The sequence below is a fragment of the Aequorivita sediminis genome, from assembly GCF_032080575.2.
In the GTDB taxonomy this organism is placed as follows: domain Bacteria; phylum Bacteroidota; class Bacteroidia; order Flavobacteriales; family Flavobacteriaceae; genus Aequorivita; species Aequorivita sediminis.
The window spans coordinates 71665-87949 of record NZ_JAVLSO020000003.1 but is presented as its reverse complement, the minus strand read 5'-3'; the positions used below and the strand labels follow the sequence as shown (position 1 = coordinate 87949).

General features: G+C 34.2%; 13 protein-coding genes. 1 reads left to right on the top strand and 12 read right to left on the bottom strand.

The window, feature by feature from the left end; genetic code table 11:
- Window positions 1-120: 120 nt before the first annotated feature.
- The 11 genes from RT250_RS06520 to RT250_RS06470 all read right to left on the bottom strand — a co-directional run bounded on the left by RT250_RS06520 (window position 121) and on the right by RT250_RS06470 (window position 14790).
- Window positions 121-1662, bottom strand: coding sequence for a YifB family Mg chelatase-like AAA ATPase (locus RT250_RS06520; protein WP_313113208.1), 1542 nt, complete (start codon window positions 1660-1662; stop codon window positions 121-123).
- A gap of 126 nt (window positions 1663-1788) precedes the next feature.
- The gene (gene pgi / locus RT250_RS06515) at window positions 1789-3357 is read right to left on the bottom strand and encodes a glucose-6-phosphate isomerase (RefSeq protein ID WP_313113206.1); all 1569 of its coding nucleotides are present in this window, start codon (window positions 3355-3357) and stop codon (window positions 1789-1791) included.
- 20 nt (window positions 3358-3377) lie between these two features.
- Entirely contained in the window at window positions 3378-4271 is an 894-nt protein-coding gene (locus tag RT250_RS06510) for a BadF/BadG/BcrA/BcrD ATPase family protein (protein WP_313113204.1), read from the bottom strand.
- Window positions 4272-4274: 3 nt separating this feature from the next.
- The gene (gap, locus tag RT250_RS06505) at window positions 4275-5270 is read right to left on the bottom strand and encodes a type I glyceraldehyde-3-phosphate dehydrogenase (RefSeq protein WP_313113202.1); all 996 of its coding nucleotides are present in this window, start codon (window positions 5268-5270) and stop codon (window positions 4275-4277) included.
- Between the two features lie 74 nt (window positions 5271-5344).
- Entirely contained in the window at window positions 5345-6328 is a 984-nt protein-coding gene (pfkA, locus tag RT250_RS06500) for a 6-phosphofructokinase (protein ID WP_313113200.1), read from the bottom strand.
- A 245-nt stretch (window positions 6329-6573) separates the two neighbouring features.
- Window positions 6574-7878, bottom strand: a complete 1305-nt coding sequence (tilS, locus tag RT250_RS06495; RefSeq protein WP_313113199.1) for a tRNA lysidine(34) synthetase TilS — start codon at window positions 7876-7878, stop codon at window positions 6574-6576.
- The gene (locus RT250_RS06490) at window positions 7879-8592 is read right to left on the bottom strand and encodes a DUF3307 domain-containing protein (RefSeq protein WP_313113198.1); all 714 of its coding nucleotides are present in this window, start codon (window positions 8590-8592) and stop codon (window positions 7879-7881) included.
- 7 nt (window positions 8593-8599) lie between these two features.
- Entirely contained in the window at window positions 8600-9286 is a 687-nt protein-coding gene (locus tag RT250_RS06485; protein ID WP_313113197.1) for a fumarate hydratase, read from the bottom strand.
- A 116-nt stretch (window positions 9287-9402) separates the two neighbouring features.
- Entirely contained in the window at window positions 9403-10704 is a 1302-nt protein-coding gene (gene pabB / locus RT250_RS06480) for an aminodeoxychorismate synthase component I (protein ID WP_313113196.1), read from the bottom strand.
- A complete protein-coding gene (locus RT250_RS06475; RefSeq protein ID WP_313113195.1) occupies window positions 10704-11246 on the bottom strand; it encodes an NADPH-dependent FMN reductase in 543 nt (180 codons plus the stop codon). Before RT250_RS06475 ends, pabB begins: the two co-directional genes overlap by 1 nt.
- A 91-nt stretch (window positions 11247-11337) precedes the next feature.
- Complete coding sequence (locus tag RT250_RS06470; RefSeq protein WP_313113193.1) at window positions 11338-14790, bottom strand: M36 family metallopeptidase; 3453 nt, start codon at window positions 14788-14790, stop codon at window positions 11338-11340.
- Between the two features lie 193 nt (window positions 14791-14983).
- On the opposite strand from RT250_RS06470, the gene RT250_RS06465 reads away from it, so the two are divergent.
- Entirely contained in the window at window positions 14984-15565 is a 582-nt protein-coding gene (locus RT250_RS06465; protein ID WP_313113191.1) for an anti-sigma factor, read from the top strand.
- Between the two features lie 72 nt (window positions 15566-15637).
- On the opposite strand, the gene RT250_RS06460 is transcribed toward RT250_RS06465, so the two are convergent.
- Window positions 15638-16267, bottom strand: a complete 630-nt coding sequence (locus RT250_RS06460) for a DUF4331 family protein (RefSeq protein ID WP_313113189.1) — start codon at window positions 16265-16267, stop codon at window positions 15638-15640.
- Between the last annotated feature and the right edge of the window lie 18 nt (window positions 16268-16285).

Here is a 16285-nt window from a genome sequence, read left to right as displayed (position 1 = left end):
TCAATTGATTTAATGACTATTAAAACGTGCCATTCAAACCTTATATTCAAGAAACCAACAATTAATATCTAGACTTTAATACAGTTTAATTCTGAAAAAAAATGATCACTCAGTTATGCTTTACCCAAACCAACCCTCTCTATCCAAACTTCTATACTGAATTGCCTCAGAAATATGATTGCCGTTTATTCTACTAGAAGCTTCCAAATCAGCAATGGTTCTTGCTACCTTTAAAATTCGATCGTAAGCTCGAGCGGATAGATTTAATTTTTCCATTGCTGTTTTTAACAGCCCTAAAGAATCTTCATCTAGTTTACAAAACTGACGAATTTGCTTTACTCCCATTTGCGCATTGTAGTGGATATTATCGAAATCAGAAAAACGTTGAGACTGAATTTTTCTAGCATTAGCAACTCTATCTCGAATTACCACACTTGCTTCCCCACGGCGTTCTTCGCTAAGTTTTTCAAATGGAACTGGAGTAACCTCAATATGAATATCGATTCTATCTAATAACGGACCTGAAATTTTACTCAAGTAACGCTGCATTTCGGCTGGCGAAGACATCACAGGGGCATCAGGATCATTAAAATATCCGCCTGGACTCGGATTCATACTTGCTACTAACATAAAGCTTGAAGGATAGGTAACTGTAAATTTTGCACGTGAAATGGTTACTTCACGATCTTCTAAAGGTTGCCGCATTACTTCGAGAACCCCACGTTTAAACTCAGGAAGTTCATCTAAAAACAGAACACCGTTATGTGCAAGACTTATTTCTCCAGGCTGTGGATATTGCCCACCTCCTACAAGGGCTACATCTGAAATAGTATGATGAGGACTGCGAAAAGGTCTAGAAGTCATAATCCCGCCTTTTTCCATAGTTCGCCCAGCTACACTGTGTATTTTAGTGGTTTCGAGACTTTCTTGAAGGGTCATAGGAGGTAATACACTTGGCAACCGTTTGGCTAACATAGTTTTTCCAGAACCTGGTGGGCCTATTAGTATTATGTTGTGCCCTCCAGCAGCAGCAATTTCCATACATCTTTTAATAGATTCTTGACCCTTGACATCGGCAAAGTCGTATTCTGGGTGTTCAAGATGATTATAGAATTCAGCTTCCATATCAACTATAGTTTTTTCTAATGGGATATCTTCATTGAAATAATCAATTACCTCTTTAATATTATCAATTCCATATACATTTAACCCTTCAACAATTGCTGCTTCTTTGGCGTTTTGATTTGGTAAAATAATCCCTTTGAAACCTTCTTCTTTTGCTTTAATAGCTATAGGTAGTGCTCCTCGAATTGGTTGTAAATTGCCATCCAAGGACAACTCCCCCATAATTATAAAATCTGAAAGTGGGTTTCTCTCTTGTATCTGTTCTGTAGCAATAAGTATTCCCATGGCCAAAGTTAGGTCGTAAGCCGAACCTTCTTTTCTTAAATCTGCTGGCGACATATTGAGAATTAACTTCTTTCCAGGAATTTTATATCCATTATTTTGAAGCGCTGCTGCAATTCTATAATTACTTTCGCGAATAGCGTTGTCTGGTAGTCCAACTAAATGGTAACCAACACCTTTATCTACATTAACTTCAACAGTTATTGTAGTAGCTTCTACACCAAAAACGGCACTTCCATAAACTTTTGTGAGCATATGCTTAAGGTTTTAGAATAGATTTTTAAGTAAGATAATAAAAATCTTTAAAACCCTCACAATTAAAAACTTACAACCATAAAAAGTACGTAATTTTGAAAATAGAATCTCTTGGATTATTTTAAATTAAGAGTCTAATAATTTTTTAATCAAATTTTGAGTGGATGGATTTTTAACTTTAGAAACATTTTTATTCTCGATATAACTTAGAGTTCCCTTGGCAACAGTTTTGCCTAATTCAACGCCCCACTGATCGTAACTGAAGATATTCCAAATAATCCCCTGAACAAAAAGCTTGTGCTCATACATCGCAATAAGTTTTCCTAGACTGTTTGGAGTAAGCTTTTTGATTAAAATTGAATTTGTAGGTTTATTTCCCTCGAATGATTTAAAAGAGTTTTCAACCTCCTTATTATATGTACCCTCCCACAATGCTTCAGTTTGAGCAAGGTAATTCGCCATTAAAATATTGTGATTTTTAATATTACCAAGTAAAGGCTTTGAAAATCCAATAAAATCGGTTGGAATGAGTTTTGTACCTTGGTGTAAAAGTTGGAAGTATGCGTGTTGCGAATTACTACCTACATTCCCCCAAACTATCGTTCCAGTTTGGTAATTAATCTTGCGCCCATTTCTATCAATATTCTTCCCATTGCTTTCCATTATAGCCTGTTGAAGGTAAGGAACAAGTTTGTTTAAGTATTGAGAGTACGCTACCACTGCCTCACTTTCTACTTTAAAAAAATTATTGTACCATATTGACAATAAGGCAAGTACTACAGGAATATTTTTGTCGAATTCTTCATTTTTAAAATGGTCATCCATTTCTGAAGCCCCCTTTAATATAGCTTCGAAATTATGAAAACCTACAGCGCAACAAATAGATAGTCCTACAGAACTCCATAAGGAAAAACGACCTCCTACCCAATCCCACAATGGAAAAATATTTGCTTCTGAAATTCCGAAATCTAGTGCTTCCTTTATATTAGCAGAAACCGCAACAAAGTGACTTTGAATATTTTCTTCAACTGCACTTTTTAAAAACCAATCTCGTACAACTGTAGCGTTTACAATAGTTTCTTGAGTTGTAAAACTTTTAGAAACAACTATAAATAACGTAGTTTCAGGATTTATTTTTTTTAATGTTTCCTCTACATCATCCCCATCAATATTCGCAATAAAGTGAATATTTAAGTGATTTCTATATTGTTTAAGTGCATCAGTGACCATTTCCGGACCCAAATGACTGCCACCAATTCCAATATTTACAACATCTGTAATCGGTTTTCCTGAAAATCCTTTATGGTTTCCACTTATTATCTCTTCCGAAAATTCTTTCATTTTTTGAAGTGTACTAGCCACTTCAGGTTTTAGATTATTTAAATCTCTAAGAGCTGTGTGGAGAACCGCTCTATCTTCTGTTTGGTTTATAGGTTCACCGGAAAATTGTTGGATTATAGTTTTTTTTAAATCTACCTCTGCTGCTAGGTTAAGTAAGAGTGAAATTGTTTTGTCTGTAACCCTATTTTTAGAGTAGTCTACGTAAAAGTCCTCCCATTCTATTTTAAAACGTTCTGCACGAGCTGTTTCTTTACAAAAAACATCCTGCATTTGCTTATCTTTTATTTCTTGAAAATGAGTTTCAAGGGCTTTCCAAGCCTTTGTTTTTGTAGGATTTATTGCAGGTAAGGGCATTTTATAGGTGATTGGTGTTTCTACTTAATTTTATTTTTATAATACACTACTAATCCATCAATTGGTCGTTGTACGATATTTCCCAATTCAAGATTGTATTCGTCAAAACATTCTTTAATTATAGCTTTTGAAAAATGTGCAATTGAACCAACAAAATGTATTGGCACTTCTCTTGCATTTTCAAAACTTAGAATACGACATTCTATAAAATTTGAAATTCCTTCTTTTATAAGTGCGTAAAAATATGAGTTTTTTTTGTCCTTACCCAAATCATTTTCCTCTATATTATTGTTTTGAGAAGAAGAATTAAATATAAATTGAGCAAATGAAGCCAAATATGAGTTCGGATTTGCTTTTTTATATAAATTCATCTTGATGTCGTCCGCATTCAAATTGAAATTATTTTCAAATTCTGATGCAATTTCGACAGGCATTCTATTGTAATAGTAGTCTCTAACCAGTCTTTTTCCAAAATAATTACCACTAGCTTCATCCATTAAAATAAAGCCTAAAGCAGGAATATTTGAGTGGATTGTTTTTCCATCGAAGTAACAGCTATTACTGCCAGTACCTAGAATACATACAATTCCAGGTTCAGAAGTAGCAGAATAAACCGCAGCAGTTAAATCTTCTGAAACACTTACAGTGGCATTAACAAAAAGTTCTTCTAAAACATCCTTTAAAATGTTTCTAGGAGTCATTGTACCACAACCTGCCCCATAAAAATCAAGTTTTTCCACTTGTGAAAACTCATTTTTCAAATTTTCGTTAGAGGAAATTCGGTACAGAAGTTCTTCTTTATGCACAACCGTTGGATTTAAACCTAAGGTTGTAGTTTTAAAAAGTACATTTCCTGAATTATCTAGCAGAACCCAATCGCATTTTGTCGAGCCACCGTCAGTTATGAGGGTCATAGTTTATAACGTTGCAATATGAACTGTCAAATCTACTAATTTTGACGAATAACCGTATTCATTATCGTACCAAGCAACTAATTTGAAAAAATTGTCGTTTAGGGCAATCCCAGCGTTCGCATCAAAAGTGCAAATATATGAGTCTGAAACAAAATCCTGAGATACCACTTCGTCTTCGGTGTAATTTACAAGTCCTTTGTATTCATTCTCTGAAGCGTTTTTGAAAAGTTGTTTTATGGCTTCGTAGTTTGTAGATTTTTTGGTGCGAAGAGTTAAATCTACCACGGAAACATCGGTAGTTGGAACACGAAAAGCCATCCCTGTTAATTTCCCTTCAAGTTCTGGAATTACTTTAGTAACAGCAATTGCAGCACCCGTTGTTGTTGGTATAATATTGTTTAATGCATTTCTTCCAATACGATAGTTTTTCTTTGAAGCACTATCTACCGTTGATTGTGAGGTAGTCACTGCGTGTACCGTAGTCATTAGAGCTTCTTCAATCCCGTATTCGTCATTGATGATTTTGGCTAATGGTGCCAAGCAATTTGTTGTACAAGACGCATTTGAAATAATTGTATCTGTAGCCTTTACACTTTTGTGGTTCACGCCCATCACAAACATAGGTGCGGTTTTGGAAGGTGCAGAAATAACCACTTTTTTAGCTCCAGCTTTAATATGAGCAGAGGCAGAATCTACTTCTTTAAAAATCCCAGTACAATCCATAATAATTTCGGCTCCTACTTCATTCCATTTTAAGTTTTCAGGATTCTTTTCAGCAGTAACTCTAATCTTTTTTCCATCTATAACTAGGTTATTGTTATCTACAGTTATAGTTCCCGGAAATTTACCATGTACTGAATCGTATTTTAATAAATAAGCCAAATGCTCTATATCTAATAAATCGTTAACAGCAACTACCTCAATATCATTTCTTTTTGATGCTGCTCTTAAAACCAAACGACCTATACGGCCTAATCCATTTATTCCTGTTTTTATCATAGTTTTTTATTTAATATAAGATTAATTTAGCGATTTTGATTAGTTTTAAAAAATAGAATATAAGAAAGTAACACTTATATAGAGATAATATCTGCTACACGTACAAGACTTACGTCAAATTGATTACTAGATGTAATTGCATCAGCAAAAGGAATTAATTTTACTTCATTATGAACAATCCCTACCATTACATTAGATTCACCTTTCAAAAGTGCATCTACAGCTCCCACTCCTAATCTACTTGCCAAAACACGATCGTAACAACTTGGCGCTCCACCACGTTGAATGTGTCCTAAGACAGAAACTCTTACTTCGTAATCCTTCAAGTTTTTCTCGATATTTTCTGCTAATTCGAAAATATTCTTTCCTATTTGATCCCCTTCAGAAACTACAACAATACTAGATGTTTTACCAGATTTTTTACTTCTATCTAACGATTCTAATAAACGTTCTAATCCCATATCTTGTTCAGGAATCAATATTTCTTCAGCACCAGCCCCAATTCCAGCATTAAGAGCTATATCTCCTGCATCACGCCCCATAACTTCCACTAAAAATAGTCGATTATGAGAATTAGCAGTATCTCGAATTTTATCAATTGCCTCTACAACTGTATTTAGAGCTGTATCGTAACCAATTGTATAATCTGTTCCGTTAATATCGTTATCTATAGTTCCAGGAATACCGACAATTGGAAAGTTAAATTCTTTTTGAAATGCTGTAGCACCTTTAAATGTTCCATCACCTCCAATTACTACTAGCGCATTAATATTTTCAGTTATAAGATTATCATAGGCTTTCTTTCTTCCTTCAGAATTTTTAAACTCATCACATCGCGCAGATTTTAAAAAAGTTCCACCACGATTAATAATATTTTTAACCGATCTTGCATTTAGCTCCTTAAAATCTGCTTCTATCAACCCTTGAAATCCACGGTAAATACCTACACATTTAATACCTTGATATTCGCAAGCACGGACAACTGCTCTAATTGCAGCATTCATCCCTGGAGAATCTCCACCACTTGTTAACACCCCTATTTTCATCGAATTTTTCATAATTGGAAAGTTACAATTTATGTTTACAATATGTAATGATTAGAGTCAGAAACAAAAATACGTGTTAGTACGTATATAAAATTACAATAACGTGCTGTATATTTGAATCATAGAATTAGTGGATAATGCACATTGTTTATATTTTTTGTGGGGATAGAAAATATTCAAAGTGCAAATAAAGTTTACTAAAGTTAGGTTTGTTAGAAAATCTCGACCACAAGTCGAGATTTTCGCTTTTTAGGCACTTAGCTAACGTAGTTTATCTTGATAATTTTCTCTGTTTTTTCAGTTACTTTATAGGTGTCATCCATTCTATTTCCTACAACCCAAACAACTTTATTATTATCTACAAGAACCCAAATTTTCTCCTTTTCGGTTACCGAAAGCTTTTCATCTTTAAAAAATTTACTCAATTTCTTAGAGCCACTCATTCCAAAAGGCTTGAAACTATCTCCTTTCCTCCATTTTCTTAATTTTAATGGAAAGTTCAATTTTTCGGCATCCAAATAAATAGTATTCTTTTCTGTTTCACCAATAGCTATAGACTCCTCAATTTCTAATTTAATTGGTGTGCTTATTCCCTTCTTAGCAACTAAGTATTCCTCATCTAAGGGATTGATAACAACTTCAGTAAGAATCAATTCATCGCGATTTTTTAAAAGTCTATGAGTTTTAGATAAAACTTGTTTCCCTGTTTGAGCATCTAACAAGTTGGAAACATCGTTCCATTCGGTAAAACCAAAACCCTTCAGCAGTTCATATAATATATCTTCAGTATGAGGCAACTCTTGTAGTTTTTGGATATTTAAATGGTATGAATCAGATCTTTCGGAAATAACAAGTTTGTACACCAATGACATATAATCGTCTATCAAGTTTTGAGATGCGATTAGGTTGTTTTGCGTTTTTTTAAAGTTTTTAAGGAGGTTTTCATTACTTTCTTTAAATCGAGGAATAACTTCGAGCCTCAATTTATTTCTAAGATAATCAGTTTTTTGATTGGTACTATCTTCTCGCCATTTTAGCTTGTTTACTTGAGCATAATTAACTATTTCTTCTCTCGAAAAATTCAATAATGGCCTTACTACTTTCTGATTCTTTCTTGGAATTCCAGTTAGTCCGTTTAGACCTGTACCTCTAGAAAGGTTTATAAAAAAAGTTTCTAAATCGTCATCTAAATGGTGAGCTGTTAGTAAATAATCATAATTAAAATTGGATAAAATCTCTTCAAACCAATTATATCGCAATGTTCTGGCTGCCATTTGCGTTGAAACCTTTTGTTCATCCGCATACTTATGGGTGTCAAATGTTTCAGTAAAAATTGGTATATCAAATTTTTCAGCCAATGCTACTACAAATTGCTCATCGCCATCACTTTCTTCTTCTCTGAGAGAAAAATTACAGTGCGCAAGAGCGATTTCGAGATTCATGTTTTTAATCAGGTGCGTTAGAACCACACTATCTACACCCCCACTACAAGCAATAAGATTTTTTTTCCCTTTTAAGAATGAAAAGTTTTCCTCTATATGTTTTTTGAAGTTAGTTAGCACTTAAATAAATAAAAATAAATTAATAATTATACCTGCTATTACTGCTATTCCAAAGCTTAACATAGTACCTATAAGGACGTATTCTGTCTTAAGCGTTTCATCATTTCTATAACGTAGAATTGATTTTGCAGCAATCAAAAAACCTACTGCCGAATATTGTGAAACGATGATAAGTGTAAGCGTTAGAATTCTTTCTAAAACCCCAATTACTTTTCCAGCATTAGGCATTTCATTGTCGCTGGAGACCTGTATGTCTGTTGCTCTAAACACTTCTCTAATAAAAATATTCGCAGGTTTTAAACACACCAAGTATCCTGCTATTATTAAGAGATATTTAGAATCTATAAAGTTAATTACAAAGGGATCTATCCCATGCCATTTATCAAACAAAAGAACTACTACAGTTAAGATTATTAAGTGCAAAGCCTGGTCTACGAAAAAAGCGTACCTACCTAAGTATTTACTATTATTAAGATAACGTTTAAAACCATCGATTAAAAAATGAGTAACAGTAATTATTGCTGCAGCCCAAACAAACTCAACTTGCAATGAAAATAACCATGATAATACAAAGCACACTAAAGCATGCCAATACAAAAACGGACTTTTAAACCCTATTGTATTTTTTTGTTTAGCTAATTTATTAGTCTGAAAAAAGTAATCCAAACACAAATGCGCTATAAATTGGAGGAGTAATAATTCCTTTATTCCCATAATTTTTTTAGTTTGTAACTATCATTTTATAGTAATTTACAGCTTCTTCAATTGCATTCCAACCTACACTGGTGGAGTGTTGATTTACTGCAGATTGGCCAATACCTAAACGTTTTGCAATTTCATCTTCCTGATTATTCATCAGCTTTAAATATAAAACTTCACATTGTCTAGATGTGGCTTTACCTATTAATACATCTAAAAGTGCTAGTAAAGGTTGGAAATTTTTATTTAAAGACTCGTCTTTAGAAGCAAAAAACAAGGTGTTTTTTATAACGATTCGCTCTTTATTATAAGTAGTTTCTCCACTTATTTCGCGTCCTGATAAGTAAATAGCATCACCATCTATAATTCCATCTTTGGGACTATATCTACTCAATTCACCATAACCTATAGCAAGACGAATTCCGTGTATCTTAAATTGTTTTACTCTACTGTCGGATGTTTTATAGGTTTTAACTTCAATTGGAATTGCTTTTACAAAACTCTTTATTGCTAAAGCTACTCGTAATCCTTCCGATGCATTTGGTACTACACATTCTATATAGTCGCCTTTAATAATTCGACCATATACATTAAATTCTTTCTTTAAATCTTTTAGAAGATTCTCTAATTTTTCCGCTACAAGTTTACGGTCTTCCCCTGTTAAACTAGTAGAAGATATGATGTCGCCAGATATAACCGAATACTTCATTCATTATAAATTTATTCAAATATATAATTTTATTAGCTAAAATACTAATAAACATATTTTATAAGCTAAAAAGCTAATAAATAAGATTTATCAGTTAAAAAACTAATAAGCTAAAATTATAAGCGAGGGTTAAGAACTAAGCGCATTGCTTTTGCTTTAAGCAGACACTCTTCATATTCACTATCTGGGATAGAATTTATTGTAATCGCACTTCCTACAGAAAAGCTAACATACTTTTTAATAGAATTATACAAAATACTTCTAATAACTACGTTAAAATCGAAATCGCCAGATGGTGTAAAATAGCCTATAGCGCCACTATATAAACCTCGTTTAGCATCTTCTGTACTTTCAATAATTTGCATTGCAGAAATTTTTGGAGCGCCTGTCATACTCCCCATTGGGAATGTATTTTTTAAAATATCTACACTGGCAGTTTCCGAACTCACTTGACAGGAAATTGTAGAAATCATTTGATGCACTTGTTCAAATGTATAAATAGCGCATAACTCTTCAACCTTCACACTGCCCTTCTGGGCTATTCGTGATAAATCATTACGCACAAGGTCTGTAATCATAATATTTTCACTGCGTTCTTTAGGATCATTTTGAAGTTGTTTTTTCATATTCAGATCATCAACTTCATTTTCTAGACGCTTGGCAGTTCCTTTAATAGGTTGTGAGACAATAGTATTTCCATTTCTTTTAATATATCTTTCTGGAGAAGCTGAAAGTGCATATACTTCATTCAGTTTCAAAAAAACGGAAAATGGTGGTTTTGAAATTTTATTGAGTTCAATAAAAGTATTTAAGGGGTCTATTTCTGTATTTTCAGAATAAAACTCTTGACATAGGTTTGCCTCATAAATATCTCCTCTTTTTATATGCTCTAAAAACTTACCTACCTTTTCGATATAACTGGTTTTAGCTGTACGAGCTTTTATATCCAAAGTCTTATGAGGGTTAGTGTAATTGGATGAGGGTAGAAGTTCTGAAATTTCCTTCCAATCAGATTCTAATTCATCATCGACCATATTTAAATAATGAACCTCAACATTCTCTTCAGTAAAAAGAAAAAGCTTTTTAGGTTGAAAAAAATATATGTCAGGAAAATGTAAACCGTCAAAGTTATTGGATTGAAGCGGTTCTACATCATTTTTAAGGTCGTAAGAAAGATAACCAAAAATCCAATCGAGAGTTGTGGTTTGATACTCTTTTAATTTATCAAATGCATTATAAGCATCGGTTTTTATCGCCGTAAACGCGTCAACTGCAAGTATAGCTTGATAGCTTTCATGAGCTTGTTTATAGCTGTTTGAGTCTAACCATACAACCTCATCATATTGCTGCGCCCATTGAAGGAAGCGTTGTTTAGATGCATCGGTTAAAGAAAAAGAAAATTTCTTAACAGTCCGCATTAAATTTCAATTTGATGTACAAAGTTTTGAATAACGTCTATAAAACCCAACAGTAAAATTTCATTGGTAATGGTATTTTCTTGTTCTGAAAAATTTTCGGAATATGATGGAAAACTAAAGCTCTCAACCACATTTGCACCAAAGCGAGGAAGTATATTTTTTGTGTACTCCAAAGCTGAAGCTGCTCCGCGTTTGCCATTAGAGGTACTCATTAACAACACTTTTTTTCCTTCTAGAAACTTTCTATCTAAACGGGATAACCAATCTAACGTATTTTTAAAATAAGCCGAAATATTTCCGTTATGTTCATTTACTGATATTACAAGGGCGTCAGACTCCTGTATTTTGTTGTTGAGCATTTTTAAATTAACAGAATATCCTTTTTCACGTTCAAGGTCTACGTCAAACATTGGCAGATCATAATCTGTTAGTTTAATAATTTCAGTACTGTGATTTGGGATGTGAGTTGCAGCAAAGCTTACAAGTTTATGGTTTATAGATGTACTGCTATTACTACCAGCTAGGAAAAGAATTTTACTCATTCTATAAGTTTATTTGGGCGACAAAGTTATTGAAAAAAACCCGCGCCAAACAAGTTTGACGCGGGTTCTTAATTATTGAATTTACAAATTTTTATTGCTTCACTATTCGTTTAACAATACTTGTGCTTTGGGTGTTAATTTTCATAAAGTACATTCCTGCAGCTAGATTCTCCATTGAAATAGAAGTTTCTACCCCAGATTTACTTAAATCAATGTTTTTAACCACACTTCCTTTAACATCAGTTATCACAGCATTAACAAGTTGCTCAGATGTTTTATTGGTCAAAGTAATAGAACCAGAGGTAGGGTTTGGATAAAGCGCTATATTATTAAAAAACTCATTATCATCTACCCCTAAAGTATCTTCTACTGTAACAGTAAAAGTACAAGTGCTTTCATTTCCAGAAGCATCTATAGACGTTAATGTAATAATTGTAATCCCTGCATCTACCATTGTTCCTACAGCAGGATTTTGTGTTATTGTAGGAGTTAGAGTACAGTTATCTGTTACCACTGCGTCGGCTGTATAATCAGGTAATGTAAACTGAGTACCTGGGTGTACCTCTACTACCACATCGTCAGGGCAAGTAATTACTGGAGCTACAGTTTCTGCAGTAATCTCAGTTAAGGTTCTTAATGCTGGGCATCCTGTTGGGCCAATATTAATATCAGAGTTAGGAACTCCAAAATCGGAAGGCTCGCATATTCCAGACCAATCAGCAGCTGAATCTGTGTCTCCATGTCTTCTAAACGAATCAGAACCACAATCATTAATAAAGCCAGCACCAGCGCCATTCCAATCTAAATCGGAAGCAGTAATGTTAAAACCAGCAATTGTTAAATTAAGATTTGAAATTTGAGAGGCACTAAAGCCCCAAAAAACGGAGTCAACAACATTTCCGTCGGGATCAATAATTATAATCCACCCAGTGCCAGAATTACCCCACCAAATATTATTTCCCCAATAATTAGGTCCACTTTCATCGCTAAAAAGTCTAACAGAATTTTCTTCCATGTGAAATAATGGCCTTACAATTGAATTAACTGAGTTAATATTGGTGTATGGCTGATCACTAATTGCAACTTTGTATCCTACATAATCTGTAGCCACTCCTATGTTTTGAATTTCAAATCTATCTGGAGTCTCAACGCTTATTTCAGAAATGACCAATTTAGATAAAAATCCTGGTTCACTTTCTTGTGCATAAACATTACTATCGTCTGTTGGTGTGAATGTATAAGTTGTTCCTTCGTGTAAAAAGTTTCCTCCAATTGGAGCGTCAAACCATCTAATGATGTTTGATGAATCGTTAGGAGTTGCAGTTACAGTAATCTCTTCACCTATACAAACGTCGGTTGCTCCAACAGTAGTTGGTCCATCAGGAACTGAAAGAACTTCAATAGTATCAGTATCAGAAGATGCAACTGTACAATTACCAGCTTGAACAGTATAAGTAACTGTATGAACTCCAACTCCAGCAGCAATAGGATCGAAGCTAAATGTTGAACCATCGCCGTTATCTGTTACACCTGGTCCGCTATAAACTCCACCTCTTGGAGCGCCACCAGTTAAATCAGTCATCACACTTGAGGAAACACATACTTCTTCTAAAACACTTAATGAAGCACTTGAAGGAGGTGTATCAAAAGCTTGAGTTCCATCACTTCTACTTCCTGAAGATCCTTGGTCTGCACTATAACCTAAACCTCTTTTTGCGAAAGCTTCCCATAACAAGCATTCATTTGCACCGCCATAAATAGCTTGATCCGCTGCAATAATAGCGTCACGACCGTCAACAAATCCTGGACTACAAGGTTGTAACTTTAATCCTTCTGTTACAATAGCCATTGCCATAATATTTCCTGCATCTTGATTTACATCGCCAGTAAAATTGTATGGATTCGGATCGTAACCATGTTCATCGATTAATGCCCAAGTAACTTCCCATAGCATTTGTGCCCATACCGAACCTACTCCGTGTGGTACAGCAGCTGTTTTAATAAAATCATAAGTTTGAGGATTCACACTCATATCGGTACTATATGGATAATCTCTAATACCTCCACCGTTTGGTCCTTGACCAAATAAGTATGTTCCTACAGCTCTAGGGTCTGTACTTACATCACCTGGAGAAATTGTTAGTAAAGCTCCAAAAAAGTCACTCCAACCTTCTCCCATTTGTTCTGAATTCTGCAAACATCCTGCAGCAGATGGACCACCAGTTAATCTATTAGAAATACCGTGTCCGTATTCGTGTATTACGACTAAGGAATCGTAATCGCCATCTTTATCACCACAAATGTACATTTGCATTGTTGGGTTACCTCCGTCTGGTGGAGTTCCGAAGTTTGCATTACAAGTACCTGAACCGTCTTGTGCTTCAGCATTTACTGAGTCGCCACCAATACCACCATTACCATAGTTATTTTCTTGGAAATTTCCACTTTCTTCATCAAAACCGTACATATACATTACGTCGTGAATGATGTTGTTTAAATAAAACAAGTTAGTAATTGCTGCATCTTCATATTGATTAGCACTTGAATATGTTTGACTAAACGGATAACCTGTAAAATCTAAATCTGGTCCACCGTTTGGTTGATATCCTGGATTATTACCATCTTCGTAAGCATTTGCATTGTTACCACGGGTAACAGTGTATTCTGCTCCAGGAACACCATCAGTATCGTGCCATCCGAAAGGAGAAGCATCAGGATGTGCCGGTTGAACCTCTATCGTTCTATTTCCAAAATATGGGCTCTCAATAGGTAATGCGAATGCCTCATAACATTCTGTACAGTTAGTATTAGTATTTTTCGCTACTAATTCTGCATAGTTAGGCACGTCAAATAAATTGGTGTTAAAGTTTACTTCTTTCACGTCATTACTATGATCGTGATCAAAATTACAACTAACCATCCAATCTGCCTTATCTAAAACTTTACCAGTTGTAGCATCGACTCTTAAACTCCACCAGTTTTGTTGGCTTTTCTCTTGAATTGAAATATCCCAAGATAATATCAATTGATTGTCGTCGGTAATAGCATACACAAGTTTTGCAGGGATAGGACTTAAAGAGATACCTCCATCACTTAATAGGGTTTCTTTAGAAGCACCTTTAGCTTTATCTAGTACGGTTAACGACTCATTAAGCGTTAAACCTAATTGCATTGCTGCAGCTTGTACAGCTTGTGAAGCTGTTAGTCCTGGTTGTGTATTTCCAAATAATTTTTCGGAAGTACTTTTAATAAACTTACTGTCTTGTGAAACAACAGTACCATTTGGTAATGTATGAATTCCAGAATCGGTACCATAAATCTCGATATCGTTTAATAACTGTCTGAAATAAACGTGCTGAATTCCACTTGTACGACTTTTAGATTCGTCTGTAACTTGCCATTGAAGATCTTCAGGTAGTAATTCTCCTTCCTCTACAAATTGATTCAGTTGGTCGGAAATAGTCTTTGAAAAATCCTGAGCAATCATACTGCCTGAAAACAAACAGATGGCTGCCAGAAATAAATTTCTTGTAACTTTTTTCATGTTTTTTTGGGGGTTGATTTTAATTAATATGTATAAATTGTACTATTTGTGCTTGTAAAGCTATTAAAAAATAGTTCTATCACAACCTTTACATTAGTATCCCTATTTATTTAACATTTTTAAACTAGAGTTTTTATACTTAATTATGTTTCGACAATATGAGTACTTTTACAGAAATTAATTTATCATCTAAATGAAAGAGAATACAGCTTCTGATGTCAAAAAATCAAAATCACGCAATCTACCGGCTATTTTAGGATGGGCTGCTGCTATATTTTTTATGGGAGGAATTTTGTGGATGCTTAAACAAAATAACGATTTAAATAAAGCTTTACAAACTGCTACTGTTCAGAATACAGTTTTAAATACCAAAAATTCTGAAACAGAAATAAAATTAAAAAAAAGTAATAAGGTTCTTGAAATTTTGAGAGCTAAAGAAATTCAAGTTTATACATTAGCAGGGAATCAAGCTGTAGCGCCTACCGCTTTTGCTAAGGTATATTTAAACCAAAGAGAAGGAAATGCTTATGTAGATATTAAAAACCTACCTACACCTCCTAATGGGAAGGCTTATCAAGTTTGGACACTCAAAATGGATCCCTTTTCCGCAACAAGCATTGGTTTAATCAACCTTCAAAACAGCGTTGCTGATGAAATATATAAATTTTCAGATTTTTCTTTATCTGAAGCTATTGGTATAACTTTAGAAGAAGAAGGCGGTAGTGAAACTCCTAATCTTTCGCAATTGTACACATTAGGAACAATAGCTAGGTAATAATGTTTCTATTCTATAACAAAAAAAAGAGAACTCAAGTAGTTCTCTTTTTTTCGTTATAAAATTGCTCAATTAAAATGGTGAAGCCAAATATGGAAAACTGTTAGAGAATTCAGCATCATTGGAGGGAACACCATCATCAGTTAATCCAGGGTTCTCAGTGCCATCGGCACCTCCATAAATTAATTGAAGTGTTGTGTCCATCACATCTTCACCTAAGGCTCTTCCTGTTAATAAATCAACTCCGTTTGAATAAGTTGTTTCTCCTGTTTCAGCTAACCATAACACATCGTTTGACAACAAAGTAGAAAATGCAGCCGCATCTAATCCCCATACGTTTGTTGTATAATTTGGGTTTAGTAACAACAATTTACTTTCAATCATACTTTGAAATTCTACTTGCATTTTTGAAGGCACTGTTACATTGTAAGTATCTCTATAGCCTAATGCTCCAAACATTGTATTTATAGACGGTCTTCCCATTTGGTCTTCTTGAATGTAAATACCACTAAAGTCTAAACCACTCTCATCACAGGGTTCACAATTGCTTCCCCCGCAGTCTATTCCGGTTTCATCCCCATTCAGAATACCATCTGAACATGTAGCATTAATAATGATATTATCGTCGTCGTCTTTACACTGGGTGAATAATAATAAGGAACCTAATGCAGCAAAGAACGTTATGTATTTTAAAGTTTTCATGCTTATTGTTTTTTTGAT

Excerpts from the sequence above, each read along its gene's own strand:
- RT250_RS06520 (WP_313113208.1), bottom strand. The coding sequence starts at position 1,662 with ATGCTCACAAAAGTTTATGGAAGTGCCGTTTTTGGTGTAGAAGCTACT.
- pgi (WP_313113206.1), bottom strand. The coding sequence starts at position 3,357 with ATGCCCTTACCTGCAATAAATCCTACAAAAACAAAGGCTTGGAAAGCC.
- RT250_RS06510 (WP_313113204.1), bottom strand. The coding sequence starts at position 4,271 with ATGACCCTCATAACTGACGGTGGCTCGACAAAATGCGATTGGGTTCTG.
- gap (WP_313113202.1), bottom strand. The coding sequence starts at position 5,270 with ATGATAAAAACAGGAATAAATGGATTAGGCCGTATAGGTCGTTTGGTT.
- pfkA (WP_313113200.1), bottom strand. The coding sequence starts at position 6,328 with ATGAAAAATTCGATGAAAATAGGGGTGTTAACAAGTGGTGGAGATTCT.
- RT250_RS06490 (WP_313113198.1), bottom strand. The coding sequence starts at position 8,592 with ATGGGAATAAAGGAATTATTACTCCTCCAATTTATAGCGCATTTGTGT.
- RT250_RS06485 (WP_313113197.1), bottom strand. The coding sequence starts at position 9,286 with ATGAAGTATTCGGTTATATCTGGCGACATCATATCTTCTACTAGTTTA.
- pabB (WP_313113196.1), bottom strand. The coding sequence starts at position 10,704 with ATGCGGACTGTTAAGAAATTTTCTTTTTCTTTAACCGATGCATCTAAA.
- RT250_RS06475 (WP_313113195.1), bottom strand. The coding sequence starts at position 11,246 with ATGAGTAAAATTCTTTTCCTAGCTGGTAGTAATAGCAGTACATCTATA.
- RT250_RS06470 (WP_313113193.1), bottom strand. The coding sequence starts at position 14,790 with ATGAAAAAAGTTACAAGAAATTTATTTCTGGCAGCCATCTGTTTGTTT.
- RT250_RS06465 (WP_313113191.1), top strand. The coding sequence starts at position 14,984 with ATGAAAGAGAATACAGCTTCTGATGTCAAAAAATCAAAATCACGCAAT.
- RT250_RS06460 (WP_313113189.1), bottom strand. The coding sequence starts at position 16,267 with ATGAAAACTTTAAAATACATAACGTTCTTTGCTGCATTAGGTTCCTTA.